The organism is Pseudomonas sp. HD57-3, assembly GCF_056113135.1.
In genome coordinates, this window is record NZ_CM148568.1 from 495,224 (window position 1) to 516,357 (window position 21,134).

The 21,134-nt window shown below is 61.2% G+C and carries 18 protein-coding genes; 8 read left to right on the top strand and 10 right to left on the bottom strand.

Features of this window, described 5'->3' with window-relative positions; all coding sequences use genetic code 11:
* Window positions 1-425 precede the first annotated feature (425 nt).
* The 4 genes from AC0R79_RS02180 to AC0R79_RS02195 are packed head-to-tail and all read left to right on the top strand — an operon-like array spanning window position 426 to window position 3,400.
* Window positions 426-1,091: an amino acid ABC transporter permease gene (locus tag AC0R79_RS02180; RefSeq protein WP_007918712.1), complete on the top strand. Its 666-nt coding sequence runs from the start codon at window positions 426-428 to the stop codon at window positions 1,089-1,091.
* Window positions 1,072-1,731, top strand: a complete 660-nt coding sequence (locus AC0R79_RS02185; protein ID WP_007952770.1) for an amino acid ABC transporter permease — start codon at window positions 1,072-1,074, stop codon at window positions 1,729-1,731. The genes AC0R79_RS02180 and AC0R79_RS02185 overlap by 20 nt, the downstream gene beginning before the upstream one ends.
* Entirely contained in the window at window positions 1,728-2,525 is a 798-nt protein-coding gene (locus AC0R79_RS02190) for an amino acid ABC transporter ATP-binding protein (protein WP_474733004.1), read from the top strand. The genes AC0R79_RS02185 and AC0R79_RS02190 overlap by 4 nt, the downstream gene beginning before the upstream one ends.
* On the top strand, window positions 2,522-3,400 hold the full coding sequence (locus AC0R79_RS02195; RefSeq protein WP_007952765.1) for a transporter substrate-binding domain-containing protein: 879 nt from the start codon (window positions 2,522-2,524) through the stop codon (window positions 3,398-3,400). The genes AC0R79_RS02190 and AC0R79_RS02195 overlap by 4 nt, the downstream gene beginning before the upstream one ends.
* A gap of 144 nt (window positions 3,401-3,544) precedes the next feature.
* Here the strand turns inward: AC0R79_RS02195 and AC0R79_RS02200 are convergent, their stop codons facing one another.
* Window positions 3,545-4,705 (bottom strand): AAA family ATPase, encoded by a 1,161-nt coding sequence (locus AC0R79_RS02200; RefSeq protein WP_127796596.1) that lies wholly within the window; start codon window positions 4,703-4,705, stop codon window positions 3,545-3,547.
* A gap of 203 nt (window positions 4,706-4,908) precedes the next feature.
* Between AC0R79_RS02200 and AC0R79_RS02205 the strand changes: the two genes are divergently transcribed.
* Genes AC0R79_RS02205 through AC0R79_RS02215 form a run of 3 tightly spaced genes read left to right on the top strand, consistent with a single transcriptional unit; the run spans window position 4,909 to window position 10,123 of the window.
* Window positions 4,909-6,012 carry an efflux RND transporter periplasmic adaptor subunit gene (locus AC0R79_RS02205; RefSeq protein ID WP_085608591.1) on the top strand — a complete coding sequence of 368 codons (1,104 nt, stop codon included), beginning with the start codon at window positions 4,909-4,911 and terminating at the stop codon, window positions 6,010-6,012.
* Window positions 6,009-7,073: an efflux RND transporter periplasmic adaptor subunit gene (locus tag AC0R79_RS02210; protein ID WP_127796597.1), complete on the top strand. Its 1,065-nt coding sequence runs from the start codon at window positions 6,009-6,011 to the stop codon at window positions 7,071-7,073. The genes AC0R79_RS02205 and AC0R79_RS02210 overlap by 4 nt, the downstream gene beginning before the upstream one ends.
* Window positions 7,070-10,123, top strand: a complete 3,054-nt coding sequence (locus AC0R79_RS02215; protein ID WP_474733007.1) for an efflux RND transporter permease subunit — start codon at window positions 7,070-7,072, stop codon at window positions 10,121-10,123. Before AC0R79_RS02210 ends, AC0R79_RS02215 begins: the two co-directional genes overlap by 4 nt.
* A gap of 26 nt (window positions 10,124-10,149) precedes the next feature.
* Here the strand turns inward: AC0R79_RS02215 and AC0R79_RS02220 are convergent, their stop codons facing one another.
* Window positions 10,150-10,779, bottom strand: coding sequence for a class I SAM-dependent methyltransferase (locus AC0R79_RS02220; protein ID WP_474733009.1), 630 nt, complete (start codon window positions 10,777-10,779; stop codon window positions 10,150-10,152).
* Between the two features lie 217 nt (window positions 10,780-10,996).
* On the opposite strand from AC0R79_RS02220, the gene AC0R79_RS02225 reads away from it, so the two are divergent.
* Window positions 10,997-12,400, top strand: a complete 1,404-nt coding sequence (locus tag AC0R79_RS02225) for a hypothetical protein (RefSeq protein ID WP_474733011.1) — start codon at window positions 10,997-10,999, stop codon at window positions 12,398-12,400.
* Window positions 12,401-12,430: 30 nt separating this feature from the next.
* On the opposite strand, the gene AC0R79_RS02230 is transcribed toward AC0R79_RS02225, so the two are convergent.
* The 8 genes from AC0R79_RS02230 to tcyN form a co-directional block, all read right to left on the bottom strand.
* Complete coding sequence (locus AC0R79_RS02230) at window positions 12,431-13,075, bottom strand: methionine ABC transporter permease (protein WP_007952752.1); 645 nt, start codon at window positions 13,073-13,075, stop codon at window positions 12,431-12,433.
* Window positions 13,065-14,189: a methionine ABC transporter ATP-binding protein gene (locus tag AC0R79_RS02235; RefSeq protein ID WP_433898875.1), complete on the bottom strand. Its 1,125-nt coding sequence runs from the start codon at window positions 14,187-14,189 to the stop codon at window positions 13,065-13,067. The genes AC0R79_RS02230 and AC0R79_RS02235 overlap by 11 nt, the downstream gene beginning before the upstream one ends.
* Before the next feature lie 2 nt (window positions 14,190-14,191).
* Window positions 14,192-15,001, bottom strand: a complete 810-nt coding sequence (locus tag AC0R79_RS02240) for a MetQ/NlpA family ABC transporter substrate-binding protein (protein WP_007952748.1) — start codon at window positions 14,999-15,001, stop codon at window positions 14,192-14,194.
* Between the two features lie 67 nt (window positions 15,002-15,068).
* Entirely contained in the window at window positions 15,069-16,421 is a 1,353-nt protein-coding gene (locus tag AC0R79_RS02245; protein ID WP_375744873.1) for an LLM class flavin-dependent oxidoreductase, read from the bottom strand.
* A complete protein-coding gene (locus AC0R79_RS02250; protein WP_127796602.1) occupies window positions 16,421-17,614 on the bottom strand; it encodes an SfnB family sulfur acquisition oxidoreductase in 1,194 nt (397 codons plus the stop codon). The genes AC0R79_RS02245 and AC0R79_RS02250 overlap by 1 nt, the downstream gene beginning before the upstream one ends.
* Window positions 17,615-17,652: 38 nt before the next feature.
* Window positions 17,653-18,894: an SfnB family sulfur acquisition oxidoreductase gene (locus tag AC0R79_RS02255; RefSeq protein ID WP_085608600.1), complete on the bottom strand. Its 1,242-nt coding sequence runs from the start codon at window positions 18,892-18,894 to the stop codon at window positions 17,653-17,655.
* Window positions 18,895-19,160: 266 nt separating this feature from the next.
* Window positions 19,161-19,925 carry a hypothetical protein gene (locus AC0R79_RS02260; protein WP_474733014.1) on the bottom strand — a complete coding sequence of 255 codons (765 nt, stop codon included), beginning with the start codon at window positions 19,923-19,925 and terminating at the stop codon, window positions 19,161-19,163.
* A gap of 459 nt (window positions 19,926-20,384) precedes the next feature.
* Entirely contained in the window at window positions 20,385-21,134 is a 750-nt protein-coding gene (gene tcyN, locus AC0R79_RS02265) for an L-cystine ABC transporter ATP-binding protein TcyN (RefSeq protein ID WP_007952738.1), read from the bottom strand.

Here is a 21,134-nt window from a genome sequence, read left to right on the forward strand (position 1 = left end):
ACGCCGATGACCAGTGATGGTCATCGGCGTTTTTTCTTGCGTGTGGATAACTCAGGCTGCGCTGGTTTTCAGCGCCCTGCGCAAAGCCACCAGCCATTTCACGAAATCCTGCGGGTCCGGTCGCTGCGGCACTTTTACGTCCATGTTCTCTTCCTTGTTATGGGGTTGGCCGGGGGAGTCTGGCCAAAAGCTGTTCGTCCTTGGAGGGCTTTTACGAAAAAAAGATCCGTCCTACAGCGAAAGGAAAAATAGCCTTCTTATTCTGTCGGGGCAAACCCGCAGGATAGTTTTTTGCGTGATATCAATATGCTTTAACGGTATTTAAATTCTTTTTCTTATACCTTTAAAGTCGGTGCCTGCCGGACAGTTACCCGCTGTCCATGGACTGCACTACCGCCGCTTACCGAGCGGCGTCAGGATGTTTCATGACCTTCGATTACGCATTTATCCTCAGCACCCTGCCGGCGTTTCTCAAGGCCGTGGGCGTGACGCTACAGGTCGGTTTGATCGCCATTGGCACCTCGCTGCTGGTGGCGCTGCTCAATGCGACGATTCTGGTGTTCCGCACGCCTTACCTGCAAAAACTGGTCGGGCTGTATGTGGAGCTGGCGCGCAACACGCCGCTGCTGATCCAGCTGTTCTTCGTCTACTTCGCGTTGCCGGCCCTGGGGATCAAGGTTTCCGGTTTCACTGCGGCGATCATCACCATGACTTTTCTCGGCGGCGCCTACCTCACCGAAGTGCTGCGCGCCGGCGTCGATGCGGTGCCCCAGGCGCAGCTTGAATCGGGCCGCTCAATCGGCCTGTCCCACGGTCAGTTGCTGCGCTACGTGATCCTGCCGCAAGCCGGAATCCTCAGCCTGCCGTCGCTGTTCGCCAACTTCATTTTCCTGCTCAAGGAGACCACCGTGGTCTCGGCCGTGGCGGTGCCGGAAATTCTCTACACCACCAAAAGCTACATTGCCCTCTACTACAAAACCTACGAAATGCTCGCCGTGCTGACGCTGATCTGCGTGCTGCTGTTCCTGCCGCTGTCGCTGCTGTTGAGCCGTCTGGAAAGGAGGCTCCAGCATGGCCAGTTCGGGTCTTGAACTGCTCTGGGTGTCGTTGCCGCAGTTGGCAAAAGGCGCCGGGCAAACCCTGTCGATCTCGTTCCTCAGTATCGCTATCAGCACCGTGGGCGGCGTGCTCTACGGCGTGCTGCGCACGCTCAACGTGACGTGGCTGAACGCGCTGCTGCGGATCTATCTGGAACTGTTCCGGGCGATCCCGGTGCTGGTCTGGTTGTACCTGCTGTTTTTCGGCCTGCCGATTTTCTTCGGTCTGAGCCTGCCGAGCTTCTGGTGTGCGGTGCTGGTGCTGTCGCTGTGGGGCGCCAGCGAGGTGGGCGAAGTGGCGCGCGGTGCGTTGCATTCGTTGCCGCGCGGGCAGCGTGAGGCGGGGCTGTCGATCGGTCTGAACGCGGCGCAACTCTACGGCTACGTGCTGCTGCCCCAGGCGCTGAAGCGCATGACGCCGCCGACCATCAACGTCTACACGCGGATCATCAAGACCAGTTCGCTGGCGGTGCTGATCGGCGTTGTCGATGTGATCAAGGTCGGCCAGCAGATCATCGAACGGACCTACGAATCGGTGCTGATCTACGGCGCGCTGTTCCTGTTTTTCTTTTTCATCTGCTACCCGCTGTCGGCCGCTTCGCGCGTGCTGGAGCGGCGCTGGACGCAAGCATGAGCGCATTGATCGAGTTTCAGGGTTTCAACAAATTCTTCGGCGAACAGCAGGTGCTCAAGGGCATCGACCTGCAAGTGAAGTCCGGCGAAGTCATCGTCATCCTCGGCCCCAGCGGCTGCGGCAAAAGCACCCTGCTGCGTTGCCTCAACGGACTGGAAACCGCCCACAGCGGTTCTCTGAAATTCGCCGGTCGTGAATTGCTGGACAAGGCCACCGACTGGCGCGAAGTGCGTCAGCAGATCGGCATGGTGTTCCAGAGTTATCACCTGTTTCCGCACATGAGCGTGCTCGACAACTTGCTGCTCGGCCCACTCAAAGTGCAGAAACGCGAACGCCGCGAAGCACAGCAGCAAGCTGAAGCGTTGCTTGAACGCGTGGGCCTGTCGGACAAGCGCGACGCCTACCCGCGCCAGCTCTCCGGTGGCCAGCAGCAACGCATCGCCATCGTCCGTTCGTTGTGCATGAACCCGCGGGTCATGCTCTTCGACGAAGTCACCGCCGCCCTTGATCCGGAGATGGTCAAGGAGGTGCTGGAGGTGATTCAGGGCCTGGCCCGCGAAGGCATGACCCTGTTGATCGTCACCCACGAAATGGCCTTCGCCCGCGCGGTGGCCGATCGCATCGTGTTCATGGATGGCGGGCGCATCCTTGAACAGAACCCGCCCGAGCTTTTCTTTACGAACCCGCAAACCGCACGCGCGCAGCAGTTCCTGGAGAAGTTCTCCTACGTTGAAGCGCTGACTTCAACGACTTCGCCCAAAACGACTCAACCCAAGGAACTGGAACTGCCATGAAAACTGCCAAAGCCCTATTTGCTTTACCGCTGATCAGCCTCGCGCTGCTGGCCGGCTGCAACAAGACCGAAGAACCGGCCAAGCCGAAAGTCGCCAGCGAAAGCACCGCGCCGGCCGGTTACCTGGACAAGATCAAGGCCCGCGACAAACTGATCGTCGGCGTGTTCACCGACAAACCGCCGTTCGGTTTCGTCAACGAAGCGGGGCGCTACGTCGGCTTCGATACCGACATCGGCCGTCAATTCGCCAAGGATCTGCTGGGCGATGAAAACAAGGTCGAGTTCGTGGCCGTGGAACCGGCGAGCCGCATTCCGTTCCTGCAAAGCGACAAGGTCGATCTGATCCTCGCCAACATGACCGTCACCCCGGAGCGCAAGGAAGCGGTGGAATTCACCAACCCGAACCTCAAAGTCGCGGTGCAGGCGCTGGTGCCCCAGGGCAGCGAGGTGAAGAAGCTGGATGATCTGGCGACCCGCACCACCATCGTCACCACCGGTACTACCGCCGATATCTGGCTGACCAAGAACCACCCGGACTGGAAACTGCTGAAATTCGAGAAAAACTCCGAGTCCCTGCAAGCCCTGGCCAACGGGCGTGGCGATGCCTACGCGCAGGACAATCTGGTGCTGTTCAGCTGGGCCAAGCAGAACCCGGGCTACCGCGTGCTGGACGAAAAACTTGGCGCCGAAGCGCCGATTGCACCGGCGGTGAAGAAGGGCAACATTGAACTGCGCGACTGGGTGAATACGGAGCTGGCCAAGCTGGGTGAGGAGAAATACCTGCTCAAGCTGTATGACCAATATGTGCGTAAGGAGCTGAGTGATGACACCAAGCCTGAGAGTGTGATTGTCGAAGGCGGGAAGTGGCAGGGTTAACTCCCTGACAGATGATCGTTCCCACGCTCCGCGTGGGAATGCAGCCCGTGACGCTCCGCGTCACTGGACGCGGAGCGTCCCCAGAGGCATTCCCACGCAGAGCGTGGGAACGATCAGATACGGTGTGGGATCGAGAGTGTGAGACTAATCAGGCCAGTTCCACGCCGGCTCATCCAGAATCCTCTGCCCGACGATTCCCGTCTGGCCGAGGGTTTTTTCCAGCACGATGCAATTGCATTCCGGGTCTTCCTGCAACGCCGAAATCAATCGTCGGGCATGGGACACCACCCATACCTGACACTGCTCCGACACGCGGATGATCAAGCGCGCCAGCGCCGGCAGCAGGTCCGGATGCAGGCTGGTTTCCGGCTCGTTCAGCACCATCAGCGACGGCGGGCGTGGCGTCAGCAGCGCGGCGACCAGCAGCAGATAGCGCAACGTGCCATCCGACAGTTCCGCCGCCGACAACGGCCGCAGCAATCCTTCCTGAAAGAATTCGATGGCGAAGCGACCGCCCGCCAGCGGTGCGATGTTCAGCCGTGCGCCGGGAAACGCATCGCTGATCGCCGCCTGCAGCGCCTCGGGATCGCCGATCTCGCGGATCGTCTGCAACGCCGCTGCCAGATCGCGCCCGTCGTGGTGCAGCACCGGCGTGCGCGTGCCCAGTTGCGGCTGGCGCACCGGGGCGTCGGCGTCGCTGCGAAAGTGATCGTAGAAGCGCCAGCGGCGGATGAACTCGCGCATCTGGAACACTTCCGGCGAGGTGCGCAGGCTGCCGACCTGATCGAACAGACTGTCGAAGTTCGGCGTGTATTGCGCCAGAACATCCCAGCCACGACCCTCACGGGCACGGATCATCGGCCCGTCGCGATCCACCAGTAGACTGGCCGGGCGATAGAGCGGCCCGGCCCAGATGCATTCCTTTTTGATTTCCGGGTCGAGGGAAAAGAACGAGAGGCTTGGCTCCGGCAAACCCAGGGCGATCGAATAGCTGAAATCTTCCCCGGCAAAGCCCAGACGCAGGCGCTTCACGCCTTGGCGCACGGTCGACTGAATCGGCACCTCGCCGTTGCGCATGCGCCGGCTGATGGTTTCCGGCCCGGCCCAGAAGGTCGAATCCAGCCCACCCTCCCGGGCCAGCGCATTGACCACGCCGCCCTGAGCGGTTTCTGCCAGCAGCCGCAGCGCCCGGTACAGATTGGACTTGCCGCTGCCGTTGGGGCCGGTGATCAGGTTCAGACGGCCCAGCGGAATCACCAATTTATTGATCGAGCGGTAATTGGCTACCGCGAGGGTCTTGAGCATTGAATCCTCGTTGATCGTTCCCACGCTGTGCGTGGGAATGCATCTGCGTCAAAGGCAGACGCGGAGCGTCCATGGCGGCGTTACCACGCAGAGCGTGGGAACGATTGCAGGGAGTATAAGATTCGCGCACACAGACTCGGAACCCTGTTCTAAGCTCACAGTCGTATCGTCACTTGCACGTTCGTACACAGGAAGGAGTCTGCATGGCGAGTCCCGGATTGAAAACAGCGGTCATGCTGAGTCTGTTCGCTTTGTTGAGCGCGTGCGGCGAGAAAAAGGCCCCCGCCGAATACCTGCCCAGGGTCTTCGTGCAGGAGGTCAACCCCGCCAATTACGCCGCCGCCGTGACCCTCACCGGCGATGTTCAGGCGCGCGTGCAGACCGAACTGTCGTTCCGGGTCGGTGGCAAGATCATCCAGCGCATGGTCGATGTCGGTGACCGCGTCTCGGCCAAACAAGTGCTGGCCAAGCTTGATCCGAAGGATTTGCAGACCAACGTCGATTCCGCCCAGGCCCAGGTAGTGGCCGAGCAGGCGCGGGTCAAACAGAGCGCAGCCGCGTTCGTCCGCCAGCAGAAACTGTTGCCCAAGGGCTACACCAGCCAGAGCGAATACGATTCGGCGCAGGCCGCCTTGCGCAGCAGCCAGAGTGCCTTGAGTGCAGCGCAGGCGCAGTTGGCCAATGCCAAGGATCAACTGAGCTACACCTCGCTGATCGCCGATGCGCCGGGCGTCATCACCGAGCGTCAGGCCGAAGTCGGCCAGGTGGTTCAAGCCACGGCACCGATTTTCAGCCTGGCCCGGGACGGCGACCGCGACGCCGTATTCAACGTTTACGAATCCCTGCTGGCCGAGCGGCCGGCGGAGCGTTCGATCGTCGTCAGCCTGCTCGACAACCCCGCCATCAAGACCACCGGCACCGTGCGCGAAATCACCCCGGCGGTGTCTGCGCAGTCCGGCACGGTGCAGGTCAAGGTCAGCCTCGACAGCCTGCCGCAAGGGATGCAACTGGGCTCGGTGGTGAGCGCCACGGCCAAGGGCACCGGCAAGTCGGCCGTTGAATTACCGTGGTCGGCGCTGACCAAGAACGTCAGCGATCCGGCGGTGTGGATGGTCGACGACAAAGGCGAAGCGCAGTTGCACAACGTCACCGTCAGCCGCTACCTGATCGGCAAGGTCATCATCAGCGAGGGCCTCAAGGGCGGGGAAAAAGTCATTGTTGCGGGTGGGCAGTTGCTGCATCCGGGCATGAAGGTCGAAATTGCCGAAAACACCTACAAGGATCTGCAACCGGGAGCACAGCCATGAAGCGTCTGGGGCTGTTATCCATTGGCGTGTTGCTGGCCGCCTGCTCGAAAAGCGAACCACCGCCGGAGCCGGTACGGCCGGTGTTGTCGGTCAAGGTCGAAGCGATGAGCGAGGAAAACCTCGGGCGTTTCGCCGGCAGCATTCAGGCGCGCTATGAAAGCAACACCGGTTTTCGTGTCGGCGGGCGCATTGCCAGCCGTAACGTCGATGTCGGTACCGAAGTGCAGAAGGGCACGCTGCTCGCCACCCTCGATCCGTCCGATCAGCAAAACCAGCTGCGTTCGGCCCAGGGCGATCTGGCCAAGGTTCAGGCACAACTGATCAACGCCCAGGCCAATGCCCGCCGTCAGCAAGCGCTGTTCGACCGTGGCGTCGGGGCGCAGGCGCAACTGGACATTGCCATGACGGACCTGAAAACCACCCAGGCCTCGCTGGATCAGGCGCGGGCGGCGGTCAATCAAAGCAAGGATCAACTCGATTACACCGAACTGCGCTCCGATCACAAAGCTGTGGTCACCGCGTGGAACGCCGAGGCCGGGCAAGTGGTGACGGCGGGCCAGCAAGTGGTGACCCTGGCGCAACCGGACATCAAGGAAGCCGTGATCGATCTGCCGGACACTCTGGTCGATGAGATCCCGTCCGACGTGGTGTTTCTGGTGGCCGGGCAGCTCGACCCGAGCATCAACACCACGGCCACCCTGCGCGAGATCGAACCGCAGGCACAAAGTGCGACACGCACCCGACGCGCACGGCTGACCCTGGCCAACACGCCTGACGGCTTCCGGCTCGGCACCGCAATCAGCGTCACCCTCAGCTCGGCGATCAAGCCGCGTATCGAATTGCCAGCCACGGCGTTGCAGGAGGTCGACGGGAAACCGCGAATCTGGGTCATCGACACCCAAAGCAAGACCGTCAACCCGCGCGACGTCAGCGTGATCAGCCGCACCGACAGCAGCGTGGTGCTCGCAGGGGGCGTGAAGAACGGCGAGCGTGTGGTCAGCGCCGGCGTCAACAGTCTCAAACCCGGACAATCCGTGAAACTTGACGAGGACAGTCAATGAAAGGCTCTTTCAATCTCTCCGAATGGGCCCTCAAGCATCAGTCTTTCGTCTGGTATCTGATGTTCGTCGGATTGCTCATGGGGGTGTTTTCCTACTTCAATCTGGGGCGCGAGGAAGACCCGTCGTTCACCATCAAGACCATGGTGATCCAGACCAAATGGCCGGGCGCGACCCAGGAAGAAACCCTCAAGCAGGTCACCGACCGCATCGAGAAAAAACTCGAAGAACTCGACTCCCTCGACTACGTGAAAAGCTACACGCGCCCCGGCGAATCGACGGTGTACGTGTACCTGCGCGACACCACCAGCGCCAAGGACATTCCGGAAATCTGGTACCAGGTGCGCAAGAAGATCGACGATATTCGCGGGCAATTTCCGCAAGGCATTCAGGGGCCGGGATTCAACGACGAATTCGGTGACGTGTTCGGCTCGGTCTACGCCTTCACCGCCGACGGCCTGACCATGCGTCAGTTGCGCGATTACGTGGAACAGGCGCGGGCCGAGATCCGCAATGTGCCGGGGCTGGGCAAGATCGAAATGATCGGCCAGCAGGACGAAGTGATCTATCTGAACTTCTCGACCCGCAAACTCGCGGCGCTGGGCATTGATCAGCGTCAGGTGGTGCAGAGCCTGCAATCGCAGAACGCGGTGACTCCGGCCGGTGTCATCGAGGCGGGGCCCGAGCGGATTTCCGTGCGGACTTCGGGGCAGTTCGCTTCGGAGAAAGACCTGGCCGAGGTCAATCTCAAACTCAACGACCGTTTCTATCGTCTGGCGGACGTGGCCGACATCACCCGTGGTTACGTCGACCCGGCCACACCGGAATTCCGTTTCGACGGCAAGCCGGCGATCGGTCTGGCGATTGCCATGCAGAAGGGCGGCAACGTCCAGGAGTTCGGCAAGGCCCTGCATAAGCGCATCGATGAACTGACCGCAGATCTGCCGGTTGGCGTGGGCGTACACACGGTGTCCGATCAGGCAGTGGTGGTGGAGGAAGCAGTTGGCGGCTTCACCAGTGCGTTGTTCGAAGCGGTGGTGATCGTGCTGGTGGTCAGCTTCATCAGCCTCGGCGTGCGCGCCGGGCTGGTGGTGGCGTGCTCGATCCCGCTGGTGCTGGCGATGGTGTTCGTGTTCATGGAATACAGCGGCATCACCATGCAGCGGATTTCCCTCGGCGCTCTGATCATCGCCCTCGGCCTGCTGGTGGACGACGCGATGATCACCGTGGAAATGATGGTCACGCGCCTGGAAATGGGCGAGAGCAAGGAGGAGGCCGCGACGTTCGCCTACACCTCGACCGCGTTCCCGATGCTCACCGGTACGCTGGTGACGGTCGCCGGTTTCGTCCCCATCGGCCTCAACGCCAGTTCTGCCGGCGAGTACACCTACACGCTGTTCGCGGTGATTGCCGTGGCGATGATCGTGTCCTGGATTGTGGCGGTGTTCTTCGCCCCGGTGATCGGCGTGCACATTCTCAGCACCAACGTGAAACCCCATGAAGCCGAACCGGGGCGCGTTGGCCGCGCATTCAATGGCGGTTTGCTGTGGTGCATGCGCAATCGCTGGTGGGCCATCGGCATCACCGTGCTGTTGTTTGTGCTGGCGGTGTTCTGCATGCGCTTTGTGCAGAATCAGTTTTTCCCGTCCTCGGATCGACCGGAAATCCTGGTCGACCTCAACCTGCCGCAGAACGCTTCGATTGACGAGACCCGCAAGGCCGTCGACAAGCTCGAAGCCACGCTCCAGGGCGACGCGGACATCGTGCGCTGGAGCACCTACATCGGTCAGGGGGCGATCCGTTTCTACCTGCCACTCGACCAGCAATTGCAGAACCCGTACTACGCGCAACTGGTGATCGTCAGCAAAGACTTCGAAGCCCGCGAGGCCCTGAGTCAGCGTCTGCGCGAACGGCTGCACAAGGACTTCGTCGGCATCGGCAGCTACGTGCAGGCGCTGGAAATGGGCCCGCCGGTGGGGCGTCCGATCCAGTACCGGATCAGCGGCAAGGACATCGATCAGGTGCGCAAGCACGCCATCGACCTGGCGACTGAACTGGACAAGAACGAGCACATCGGCGAGATCATTTACGACTGGAACGAGCCGGGCAAAGTCCTGCGTATCGACATCGCCCAGGACAAGGCGCGCCAGCTCGGGCTCTCGTCCGAAGACGTGGCGAACCTGATGAACAGCATCGTCAGTGGCGCGCCGCTGACCCAGGTCAACGACGACATCTACCTGATCAACGTGGTCGGTCGCGCGGTGAGTTCGGAACGCGGTACGCCGGAAACCCTGCAGAACCTGCAAATCGTCACGCCCAACGGCACGTCGATTCCGCTGCTGGCCTTCGCCACGGTTCGTTATGAGCTGGAGCAGCCGCTGGTGTGGCGTCGCGACCGCTTGCCGACCATCACCATCAAGGCGTCGGTGCGTGACGAGATTCAGCCGACCGATCTGGTGAAAATCCTCAAGCCATCGATTGATGACTTTGCGGCCAAATTACCCGTGGGCTACAAGGTCGCCACCGGTGGTACGGTCGAGGAGAGTGGCAAGGCCCAGGGGCCGATTGCCAAGGTGTTGCCGCTGATGCTGTTCCTGATGGCGACCTTCCTGATGATCCAGTTGCACAGCGTGCAGAAGCTGTTTCTGGTGGCCAGTGTCGCGCCGCTGGGGCTGATCGGCGTGGTGCTGGCGCTGGTGCCAACCGGCACGCCGATGGGCTTCGTGGCGATCCTCGGGATTCTGGCGCTGATCGGCATCATCATCCGCAACTCGGTGATCCTCGTGACCCAGATCGACGAGTTTGAGCGCAAAGGCTACGCGCCGTGGGATGCGGTGGTGGAAGCCACCGAACACCGCCGTCGCCCGATCCTGCTGACCGCCGCCGCGGCGAGCATGGGCATGATCCCGATTGCCCGGGAAGTGTTCTGGGGGCCGATGGCCTACGCGATGATCGGCGGGATCGTGATTGCGACCCTGCTGACGCTGCTGTTCCTGCCGGCGCTGTACGTGGCCTGGTACAAGATTCGCGAGCCGAAGAAAGAGGCGCAGTAAGGCGAGCGCCTTGCGCTCATCGCCAACTACACGGCTTTACGCCAGACACTCGCCAGCCAGGGCTGCTGCTCACGCGGCAGCCCCGCCGGCCGGTAGTAATGCTCCAGCTCGACAAAGCCGGCGGCGGTCAACAATCCGCGCCACGCTTGCAGGTCGTGATACGAGCCATAACGCGGCCCGTTCCAGCCCTCACGGTTATCCCCACGCGGGTTGGAACTGAACAACACGCCGCCCGGTTTCAATGTCCCGTGCAACTGCTTCAAGACCCGGGGCAACTCCTGCAACGGCACATGAAACAGCACCGCGTTGGCGAAGATCCCGTCGAAGCGTTCTGCGGGCAGGTCCAGCTTCAGAAAGTCCTGGCACCACACTTCACAGCCACTGTCTTCCCGCGCCATCTGCGCGAATTTTTCCGCGCCGTCGAGGCCGACGGCGACGTGGCCCATCCGGGTGAATGTCTGCAAATCCCGCCCCGGCCCGCAGCCGAAATCGAGAATGGAAAACGGCGCTTCAGCCTGGATGTGCCGCAGCAGGGCGTCGACGTTCTGGCTGACATCGTGATCGCGGGTGCCTTCACGAAAATCCTCGGCCACCGAGTTGTAATGGCCGAGGGTGGTGGCGGTGATCTGTTCGAGGTCGGTAGAGGTCTGCTTCATGGTCGTCATGGGCTGAAAGGAAGATCGGCAGACTATAAGCGCTTTCGCGGTTCAGAGGATCCAGATCCGGACAAAGCACAAAACGCCGGCTCAAGTGCAATACATATTTACCGCACCTGACCGTTCCCGATCGGTTGCAATAGCGCCCACGCGATAGACGACTAGCGCGATGTCTGCCCGATTTTTTCAGGGAGGTTTACTCAACAAGGATTTTTTCATGGGCAATACCCGCAAAACCTCCACCACGTCCTCCAGCCACTGCCTGGCAGACGCCATTGCACTGCGTAAAAGATCCGGTGCTGACTTTCCCGAGTACGAACCTGCGCACAAGAGTTTTCGGGACATGGATCAAACGGATGTGGAGGCCGTTCGCCAACCGGATATGCCAGACGCCGCAGTCATTGTTTCATCCTTGCCGACCGCCGAGGTCCTGTCGGGTCGTTTCGGGGACGGGGCGCTTGCGGACTATCGCCTGAAAGCGCCGGTCACTCTGCCTGCGCCTGATGCCCTGGGGTTGAGGGTTATCAAGGGACGCACGTTCGTCGATGTCGCCCCCGGCGAGATTGTCCAGGTTCGGCAAACCGCAGCGGGCGGTGAATATCGCGCGACCTTGATGTCCGAGTGGACGGCTTCGGGACCGGTCCTGTTCTTCGATCCGCACAGCAAGAAATGGTCGCCGGAACGGGCTCGGTCATCCGGCGACGCAGGCAATGTCATCGATATCGACATCGATGAGCTCATCCGCAATATCAGGAAAGATTCGGAAAAGCACAGTCGGGTTCACACCGGTATTGATGACGCGATCGAGCACGAGACTGCAAAGGAAGCCACGCTGATTGCACGGGGGCTGAAGCAGTTTCCACCGGAGCAGGCCGCATTGATTCGCACGGAGTTGCGAGTGGTCGAAAGCGTTTTCGCTGATGCCGTTCACGCCATCGGCTTGAAATACGACGGTGCCAGCGCGGTTTACGAAAGTTTTTTTGGCGCAGGGCACCAGGCCGTGGCGCAGCAGTTCTCTGACTCGGTGGCGCGAGGTCTTGCGCTTTCCAGGGAGTACCAAGGGACTTGGGGCGAGGAGAAGTTCTTCGCAGTGGAAACTGAAAACAACAGTGCCGCATGGATGTACAAGAAGGATTTCCATGGCCGCTTCTTCCTCAACCGCAAGTACATGCAGCAAGAGATTCTAGGCATGTCCCTGGGCCATGAAATGCTGCATACCAACCGCATCGATCGCTTCAGGACCATCGGTCCCAACGCCGCGGATTTCTTCTATCTGGGTGACAGCCAGCGTGGTTTGCTGAGTCTGGAGCCGCTGACCGTCTACGACATTCCGGAGCGCAGTGTTTCCGAAGTGATCATGCGCGGTGGATTGACAGTCGAGTACGTGAACGCTTTTACGGACGATCACGACAACCTGCTGTTCGGGATCAGTGATTATCTGGGGATCGGCGACGATCTGGATCTTCAGACGGCGGTCGGCCTGTTCAATGCAAATCCGGCGCTGCGCGCGCATTTGGCCGCGAACAACGCCGACAGCATTGTTTACGCGGCAAAAAGCATGCAGGCGCTGCATCGAAGCAAAACTGAATACGCGTGGCTCGACAGCCTGATCGATGATTGATGCCGGGGAGGGCAGCGCTCATCGATTGTTCTAGCGCTTGTTCAGCCCCCGCGCCAGGCGATCACCGCCCAGCTGAATCAGCGCCACCAGCGCCACCAGCAGCACGATCACCGTCAGCATGATCTGGCTGTCGAAGCGCTGATAGCCGTAGCGATAGGCAATGTCGCCCAGACCGCCGGCGCCAATCGCTCCGGCCATGGCCGAGGAGTTGATCATCGTCACCAGGGTGATGGTGAAACCGCCGACGATCCCCGGCAGCGCCTCGGGCAGCAGCACATGCCAGACGATGTGCCAGCGCCGGCAGCCCATGGCTTGCGCAGCTTCGATCAGGCCATAGTCGACTTCACGCAGGCTCACCTCGGCGATCCGCGCAAAGAACGGCGTGGCCGCAATGGTCAACGGCACGACCGCCGCCCAGACGCCGTAGGTGGTGCCGACGATCAGCCGGGTGAACGGAATCAGCGCGACCATCAGGATCAGAAACGGGATCGAGCGAAACAGGTTCACGAACGCACCCAGCGCGCGATTGAGCACCGGCGCTTCGTAGATCCCGCCCTTGTCGCTGGTGACCAGAATCACTGCCATCGGGATACCCGCCAGCAGTGCGATCAGCGACGACACGCCGACCATCAGAAACGTGTCGATAAAACCCTGCAGCAAGCGATCAAACCACATAACCCAGCACCTCCGTGCGTTGTGCCCACTGGCTGGCACGCTGACGCAATTCCTCGGCGTTCAGCTTTGATCCCGCCACCGCCAGCAGCAATTGCCCGAGCGCGTGGCCCTGAATCCGTTCCACGCCGCCTTGAAGCAATTTCACCCGGCCACCGAGCGCGGCGAACAGCGCGGCCAGATCCGGCTCATCCTGCTGGCTGCCGGTGAACTGCAAACGCAGCACCACGGCCGCGTCGGACGACGACGGTTGCGCCTGCAAACGGCTCTGCAATTCTTCGGGCAAGGCGTGTTGCAGCGGTGCGAGCAAGGTCTGGCTGACCTCGTGCTGCGGGTTGCCGAACACTTCCCAGACCGGGCCTTGCTCGACGATGCGGCCATGTTCCAGCACGACGACGCGGTCGCAGATTTCCCGGATCACCGCCATCTCGTGAGTGATCAGCACGATGGTCAGGCCCAGGCGTTTGTTGATCTCGCGCAGCAGCCCAAGGATCGACTGGGTGGTTTCCGGATCGAGGGCCGAAGTAGCTTCGTCACACAACAGAATGTCCGGGTCGTGCACCAGCGCGCGGGCGATGCCGACACGCTGTTTCTGCCCGCCGGAAAGCTGCGCCGGATACGCCTTGTGCTTGGCTTGCAGGCCCACCAGTTCCAGCAGTTCGCGAACCTTTTTCTCCCGTTGTTCCTTTGGGACGCCGGCGACTTTCAGTGGCAGTTCGACGTTCTGCCACACCGTTTTCGCCGACATCAGGTTGAAGTGCTGGAAGATCATGCCGATCCGCCGACGCAGGGCGACGAGGCGATCCTCGTCGTACTCGCCGATGTCCACCTGATCGATCAGCACCCGGCCCGAGGTCGGTTGTTCGAGGCGGTTGATGGTGCGGATCAGCGACGACTTGCCGGCGCCGCTGCGGCCGATGATGCCGAACACTTCACCGCGCTGGATCGCCAGGTCGATGCCTTGCAGCGCGGCGACCGGGCCTTGTTTGCCGTCGTAGGTTTTGCCGAGCCCGACGAAACGCACATGGGCGCGGTTCAGCTCGGGATGCAGTTCGGTGCGCTGTGCCAGCGCGGGTGGCTCTGGAAGATCCAGTCGCCGTTGAATGGCTGCCGTCATCCTCAGCTTTCCCAACCGGCCTGGTACAGCTTGCCGTGGGCCTTATCCAGTGCGGCGCGAACGGCCGGCGAATGCTGGTAGATGTCGACGAACTTGATCAGGCGCGGGTCGGTTTTGCTCTTCGGCTGGATCACGAACTGAATCACGTATTCCTTGTGGTCGAGGCCGTCGAACAGCAGCGCGGAGCCCGCATCGAACGTCTTCGCCAGACGGATGTAGGCCGGGTAGCCCTGGACCAGATCGGCGTCATCGTAGGCGCGCACCAGTTGCACGGCTTCGACTTGCAGGATCTTGATCTTCTTCGGATTGGCGACGATATCGTCTTCGGTGGCCTTGTAGCCGACGCCCGGTTTGAGGGTGATCAGACCGGCCTTGGCCAGCAGTTGCAGGCCGCGTCCGCTGTTGATCGGGTCGTTGGCGATGGCGACGCTGGCGCCCTCAGGCAGCTCGTCGAAGCTTTTGTATTTCTTCGAGTACAGGCCGACGTTGTTGATGATCCCCGGGGCGAATGGCACCAGGTCGAAACCGGAGGCGGCCTTGGCGTTTTCCAGGAACGGGATGTGCTGGAAGTAGTTCACGTCGATGTCGCCGGCGGCGAGACTGACGTTCGGCGCGATCCAGTCGGTGAACTCCACCAGCTCGACTTTCAGGCCTTGTTTGGAGGCTTCCTCGACGGCCGCTTCCAGCGGAATCGCGAACGCGGCGGTGGTGCCGATTTTCAACGGGGCATCGGCGGCGAACACCGCCGAGCTGAACAGGCCGAAGGCCAGGGCCAGTGCTTTGACTGGGTGGGACAGGAGCTTCTTGGTCATGGTGGTTTTCCAGTCAGTGAAATTAGCCTGATTCCCACGCAGAGCGTGGGAATGATCAGTGCCGGGGTTAGTGTCGGTAGTGGGCGCCGGTGTGTTGCTGCGGCAGGTGCGCTTCGCCGTGAAACAGTTTTTCCCGCAGGCTGCCGGTGTCGTACGCGGTCTTGTACGAGCCGCGTCGTTGCAGTTCCGGAATCACCAGATCGATGAAATCCACATAGCTTTCCGGGGTGACGATGCGGGTCAGGTTGAAGCCGTCGAGGCCGGTTTCGGCGATCCACGATTCCAGTTCATCCGCCACTTGCTGCGGCGAGCCGACCACGGTGATGTAGCGCCCGCCCAGAGCGTGCTGGTCGAGCAACTTGCGCCGGGTCCAGTCGTTGTTCTGCAGGTTCTTGGTGGCGGACTGGATCGCGTTGCTCTTGACGTACTGGATCGGTTCGTCGATTTCGTACTGGGAAAAATCGATCCCGGTGGACGCCGAAAAATGCGCCACGCCCGCTTCGGCGCTGGCGTAGCTCAGGTATTCGGCGTGCTTGGCCCAGGCCGCGTCTTCGGTCTCGCCGACGATCACGTTCAGGCCCATGAACACCTTGATGTCCTCGGGATTGCGACCCGCTTCGACGGCGCTGGCGCGGACCTTGTCCACCTGCACCTTGGTCGACGGCTTGTTCTGGCCGCTGATGAACACGCACTCGGCATGCCGCCCGGCGAACAGCAGACCGCGATCCGAACTGCCGGCCTGGAACAGCACCGGCGTGCGCTGCGGTGACGGTTCGCACAGGTGATAACCCTCGACCTGATAGAACTCGCCCTTGTGTTCGACCTTGTGCACCTTGTCCGGCTGCGCGTAGATCCGCTGCTGTGGATCGTTGAGCACCGCGCCGTTTTCCCAGCTGCCTTCCCAGAGTTTGTAGAGCACTTCGAGGTATTCGTCGGCCTGGTCGTAACGCCGGTCGTGCTCGACCTGTTCACTCAGGCCCATGGCCTTGGCGGCGCTGTCCAGGTAACCGGTGACGATGTTCCAGCCCACCCGCCCACGGCTCAGATGATCGAGGGTCGACATGCGTCGGGCGAACAGATACGGCGGCTCGTAGGTGAGGTTGGCGGTCAGGCCGAAACCCAGATTTTTGGTCACTGCGGACATCGCCGATACCAGCAGCAGCGGATCGTTGACCGGCAGCTGGATCGACTCTTTCAGCGTGACGTCCACCGAGTTCTGATAGACGTCGTACACGCCGACGATGTCGGCGATGAACAGCCCGTCGAACAGCCCGCGCTCCAGCAGTTGCGCCAGTTCGGTCCAGTACTCGATGGTCTTGTACTGGGTCGAGGTGTCGCGGGGATGGGTCCACAACCCGTGGTTGATGTGGCCGATGCAGTTCATGTTGAACGCATTGAGCAGGATCTTTTTCTTGCTCATCAGATGGTCCCTCGTAGCGGAGGGTTTTCATCGTTGAGGTAGTAATTGCCCACCGCGTGATACTTCCAGCGCACCGGGTCGTGCAGGGTGTGCACCCGGGCGTTGCGCCAGTGACGGTCGAGGCCGTGCTCGATCAGGGTGGCCTGGCTGCCGGCGAGTTCGAACAGGGTGCTGCCGGCGGCCAAGGAGATTTCGGTGCTAATCGCCCGTGCTTCGGCGACGGCAATCGAGGCTGCTGCAACGGTATCGGCGTTGGTCTCGGCCTGAGCGGCGTCGAGAAATTCGCCGGCGCGTTCGAGCAAGGCTTCGGTGGCATGCAGGCGAATGCTCAAGTGGCCGAAACTCTTGAGGGTCAGCGGGTCTTCGGTGGCCTTGTCGTTACCCGAATCGATCCATGGCCGGGTCTTGCTGCGCACGAAGTGCAGCGCATCTTCGTAAGCGGCGCGGGCGATGCCGGTGTCGATGGCGGCGTGAAGGATCTGCGCCAGCGGGCCGACCGGGGTCGGGCGTTCGAAGGCGCTCTGGAAAGGGATGACATCTTCGGCGGCGACGTACACGTCTTCGAACACCACCGAGCCGCTGCCGGTGGTGCGCTGGCCGAAGCCGCTCCAGTCGTCGATCACGGTCAGGCCTTTGCTGTCGCGCGGGACGAACGCCAGTTGCTGCACTCCGTTTTCATCGACTACCGACGTTGGAATCCGTTGGGCATAGATCGCACCGGTCGCATAGAACTTGCGACCGTTGATGCGAAAACCGTTGCCGTCGCGTTTGAGGCTGGTGACACGGTCATGGGCGGTCTTGGTGCCCAGTTCTGCCAGGGCATTGCCGAAGCGCTGGCCGGCGAGAACTTCGGCGTACAAACGTTTTTTCTGCTCGTGGCTGCCGTTCACCCGAAGCACTTCGAGGGCATAGAAATGGTTCTGCGGAATCTGCCCCAGCGAGCCATCGGCCCGGGCGATCAGGGCGATGACTTTGGCCAGGGTCACGTTGGACACGCCGGCGCCGCCGTATTCTTTGGGCACGCTGATACCCCACAGGCCGGAGCGGGAAAACACGTCGAGTTCCGGCAGCGGCAGGCGGCGTTCGCGATCGCGCAGGTTGCTGTCGCGCTGGAAGTCTTCGGCCAGGTCGCTGGCGACGATCAGGGCTTGCTCGTCGCTGGTGATGAGCGCGACGGGATGGGAAAAGGTCATGTGTTTCTCCAGAGATCTGGTCAAAAGTGTTCTGGTCGTCAGATCCAGGAATGGCGAGCCGGCAACTTGCCATTGAGGCGATAGGCGCCGACCGCGTGGTACTTCCAGCGCACCGGGTCGTGCAGGGTGTGCACCCGGGCGTTGCGCCAGTGACGGTCGAGATTGAATTCGGCGAGGGTGGCGCGGCTGCCGGCCAGTTCGAAGAGCTTTTCGCTGGCCAGCAGCGAGATCTCGGTGGTCAGCACCTTGGCTTCGGCCACGGCAATCGATGCGCGGGCGGCGGACTCGGCGGTCAGCGGTGCGGCATGCACCTGATCCAGCACTTGCCCGGCCTTGCGCAGCAGTGCTTCGGCAGCGTGCAGTTCGATTTTCAGTTTGCCGATGTCGGCGATCACGTAGAGATCGTCGCTGGCGCGTTCGACGTTGGCGTCGACCCACGGCCGGGCGCGGGTCTTGACGAATTCGATGGCGTCATCGATGGCGCCACGGGCGATGCCTGCGTCGATCGCCGCTTGAATCAGCTGCGACACTGCGCCTTGGGTGTTGGGCTTTTCGTTGATCTTCCAGTTGTCCACCACGAGCCCGGCATCGACTCGCACGTTGTTCAACAGGATCGTGCCGCTGGCGGTTGTACGCTGGCCGAAACCCGACCAGTCATCGACGATGCGCAATCCCGGCGTGCCGCGACGGACGAAAGCCAGGACTTGTTTGCCGTCATCGTTGAGCGCCTTGACCGCGACCCAGTGGGCGAACAGGGCGCCGGTGGAATAGAACTTCTGGCCGTTGATCACGTAGTCATCGCCGTCGGCGGTGATGCGCGCTTTCAATTCCAGGGTGTCCTTGGTACCGCGTTCAGGCCCGGCGTTACCGATGCGCCAGCCTTCCAGAACGCTCTGCAACAGCAGTTTTTTCTGCTGTTCGGTGGCGCTGCCGAGGATCAGGTTGATGATGCCGAACTGGTTCTGCGGGATCTGCCCCAGTGCCGGGTCGGCCGCGGAAATGATCGCGAACACCTCGGCCAGGGTGACGAAGGAAACCTGCGGCCCGCCGTACTCGCGCGGAATCGCGATGCTGCCGAGGCCGCTGCGGGTGAACTGTTCGATTTCCGACCACGGCAGCTTGCGCTGACGGTCACGTTTGGCGGCCTGCACGCGGGCGACTTGCGCCAGCTCATGGGCGGCCTTGATGGCTTGAGCGTCGTTGCGCAGCACTTGTGCGGGCAACAACAACGGGGCGATGTCCAGGTCACTCTGAACGTTTGCGTCTGCCAGACTGGACATCAGTGCCGCTCCTTGGCTGCACGCAATGCCCTGGCGATCTGCACTGGGGTGATTGTGTTCCGGACCATGCTACCTACCTCACATCTCATGAAAAACGCCGCAAAAGTGCGGCGAACGAAAGAATGTCCGGTGGTCCGGTTCATATACCCTAAGCGTGTATAAAATTTAAATAAACTAACTTTTAGGAATATGTATAGAAGGGGTCGTGGTCGGTCTGGTTAAGCGTGCGGTGGCGAGGGAATTCGTCCCTCGCCGACCGTCGATGCTCATTTTTTTCGCGGCTCTGCTGCCTTCAGCGTTTCCTTGAGCGGCACCTTGAGGTAGGGATTCACGCAACCGATCTTCAGCGTTCGCGGCGGTGCCCAGCGCGAGTTGTTGCCGACCCGGTCGAGGATGCAGTAGGTCACGTCCAGCCGCAGGTCCTCGCCGGCCTCGGTGATGATCGCCGGCGGCACCCAGACCTGAATCGGCTTGCCGATATCGGCCGGGGTGATGCGCGCCAGGTCCATCCGTACATCGCCCCAGCGCAGGGTGATGGCGTCGCCTTCGGCCATGTTCAGATAGGGCTCGATGGTCAGCGGGACGCCGCGTCTGATCTGGTTCGCGTTGACTCCCTGACGGCGAATGGTGTCGGGCAGGGTCACGGGGGCGAGTTGCTGGTTTTCGTCGCCACACAGCGCTGGAGGCTGCCCACCGGGGCAGTCGAGCTTGACCGTGACCCGCGCGGCTGCCGACAGCGATGGCCCGTGACCCACCCGCATGACCCGATAGTGGATGCGTGACGATCCGCTGGCGATGAAGCTTTCTGGCACTCGCAGGCTGACCGGGGCGGCGACGTCCTGTGCTGTCAGCACGTGAGAGGCGACGTAGCAGTTGTCCCAAAACAGTTCGATCAGATCGCCGGTGTCCATGTCCGGATAAGGGGGCACATCGACCAGCAGATGGGCCGCTGCCGCAAGGTTGATGCCGTTGTTTTGGAATGGCGCCAGGCTCGGCGCGGCCAGTTCGGGGATGTGCGAAGTGCGGGTCATGAAGTCCTCTCCTTGAAGCCTTGCAGCGAAATCCGTTTCTGAAAGTTCAAATGGCGTGAATTGCCCGGTAATAAAAACAGGGTCGTTCGGCCATTCGTTATTGGGTCTAGGTAATGTTATGGGGGCGCGATGAGTGACTAGATAAAAGTTCGCTGAATGGCGTGTCAACGGAGAGGATTAGTTAATTGAAGAATTACGGATTTATCAGAAGCTTCCTACGCGGATAAGGCACTCTACCTATTCTGCATAGCGAATCGGGCCACAGCTTTTGCCGGATTTTATTGTTCTGTCGTCGGTCGGTTTGTACAGCTGGAAATTTGCAGGGGGCGAACTTTAATCGCGGCGAGACTGTTGCAGGACATATATATGTAATGCAGTCGCTGGATTAAATTTTTTTATTGGGGAGGGTGTAAGCGAAACTTCCATCCATGGAAGTTTGTATTCGGGAAAGTTAACGGATCAGCCGTTGTTTCTGAACTTGCTGAGGAACTGTCGAGTGCGTTCTTCTTTCGGATTGGCAAACAACGCTTTCGCTTCACCTTGTTCGACGATCACGCCCTTGTCGAAAAACACCACGCGGTTGGCCACGTCACGGGCGAACGCCATTTCGTGGGTGACGATCACCATGGTGCGTTTCTCCTCGGCGAGGCCGCGGATGGTCGCCAGCACTTCACCTACCAGTTCCGGATCGAGGGCCGAGGTCGGCTCGTCGAACAGGATCACTTCCGGCTCCATCGCCAGCGCCCGGGCAATCGCCACGCGCTGTTGCTGGCCACCGGACAGGCGCCGTGGGTAGGCGTCTTCCTTGCCCGCCAGGCCGACCTTGGCCAGCAGCTTCTTGCCCAGGGCAATGGCTGCATCGCGGGGCGTCTTCTTGACCACGATCGGGCCTTCGATGACGTTTTCCAGAGCGGTGCGGTGCGGGAACAGGTTGAAGTTCTGGAACACGAAGCCCACGTGCTGGCGCAGGTTGCGCACCAGGCTCTGCTGCTGGTTCAGCGGGCGGCTGGTATCGATTTCGATATCGCCGACCTTGATCCGGCCGCTGGTGGGTTGCTCGAGGAAGTTCAGGCAACGCAGGAACGTGGTCTTGCCCGAGCCACTGGGGCCGATGATTGCCACGACCTCGCCTTCCTTCACCTCCAGATCAATGCCGTTGAGCACGACTTGACCCTTGAACTGCTTTGTCAGTTTTTCCACGACAATCAT

What these genes read in the sequence shown, in the direction of transcription:
- AC0R79_RS02225 (WP_474733011.1), top strand. Translation starts at nt 10,997, where the DNA reads ATGGGCAATACCCGCAAAACCTCCACCACGTCCTCCAGCCACTGCCTG.
- AC0R79_RS02205 (WP_085608591.1), top strand. Translation starts at nt 4,909, where the DNA reads ATGGCGAGTCCCGGATTGAAAACAGCGGTCATGCTGAGTCTGTTCGCT.
- AC0R79_RS02215 (WP_474733007.1), top strand. Translation starts at nt 7,070, where the DNA reads ATGAAAGGCTCTTTCAATCTCTCCGAATGGGCCCTCAAGCATCAGTCT.
- AC0R79_RS02255 (WP_085608600.1), bottom strand. Translation starts at nt 18,894, where the DNA reads ATGTCCAGTCTGGCAGACGCAAACGTTCAGAGTGACCTGGACATCGCC.
- AC0R79_RS02210 (WP_127796597.1), top strand. Translation starts at nt 6,009, where the DNA reads ATGAAGCGTCTGGGGCTGTTATCCATTGGCGTGTTGCTGGCCGCCTGC.
- AC0R79_RS02180 (WP_007918712.1), top strand. Translation starts at nt 426, where the DNA reads ATGACCTTCGATTACGCATTTATCCTCAGCACCCTGCCGGCGTTTCTC.
- AC0R79_RS02250 (WP_127796602.1), bottom strand. Translation starts at nt 17,614, where the DNA reads ATGACCTTTTCCCATCCCGTCGCGCTCATCACCAGCGACGAGCAAGCC.
- AC0R79_RS02185 (WP_007952770.1), top strand. Translation starts at nt 1,072, where the DNA reads ATGGCCAGTTCGGGTCTTGAACTGCTCTGGGTGTCGTTGCCGCAGTTG.
- AC0R79_RS02190 (WP_474733004.1), top strand. Translation starts at nt 1,728, where the DNA reads ATGAGCGCATTGATCGAGTTTCAGGGTTTCAACAAATTCTTCGGCGAA.
- tcyN (WP_007952738.1), bottom strand. Translation starts at nt 21,134, where the DNA reads ATGATTGTCGTGGAAAAACTGACAAAGCAGTTCAAGGGTCAAGTCGTG.
- AC0R79_RS02235 (WP_433898875.1), bottom strand. Translation starts at nt 14,189, where the DNA reads ATGACGGCAGCCATTCAACGGCGACTGGATCTTCCAGAGCCACCCGCG.
- AC0R79_RS02260 (WP_474733014.1), bottom strand. Translation starts at nt 19,925, where the DNA reads ATGACCCGCACTTCGCACATCCCCGAACTGGCCGCGCCGAGCCTGGCG.
- AC0R79_RS02245 (WP_375744873.1), bottom strand. Translation starts at nt 16,421, where the DNA reads ATGAGCAAGAAAAAGATCCTGCTCAATGCGTTCAACATGAACTGCATC.
- AC0R79_RS02195 (WP_007952765.1), top strand. Translation starts at nt 2,522, where the DNA reads ATGAAAACTGCCAAAGCCCTATTTGCTTTACCGCTGATCAGCCTCGCG.
- AC0R79_RS02230 (WP_007952752.1), bottom strand. Translation starts at nt 13,075, where the DNA reads ATGTGGTTTGATCGCTTGCTGCAGGGTTTTATCGACACGTTTCTGATG.
- AC0R79_RS02200 (WP_127796596.1), bottom strand. Translation starts at nt 4,705, where the DNA reads ATGCTCAAGACCCTCGCGGTAGCCAATTACCGCTCGATCAATAAATTG.
- AC0R79_RS02240 (WP_007952748.1), bottom strand. Translation starts at nt 15,001, where the DNA reads ATGACCAAGAAGCTCCTGTCCCACCCAGTCAAAGCACTGGCCCTGGCC.
- AC0R79_RS02220 (WP_474733009.1), bottom strand. Translation starts at nt 10,779, where the DNA reads ATGAAGCAGACCTCTACCGACCTCGAACAGATCACCGCCACCACCCTC.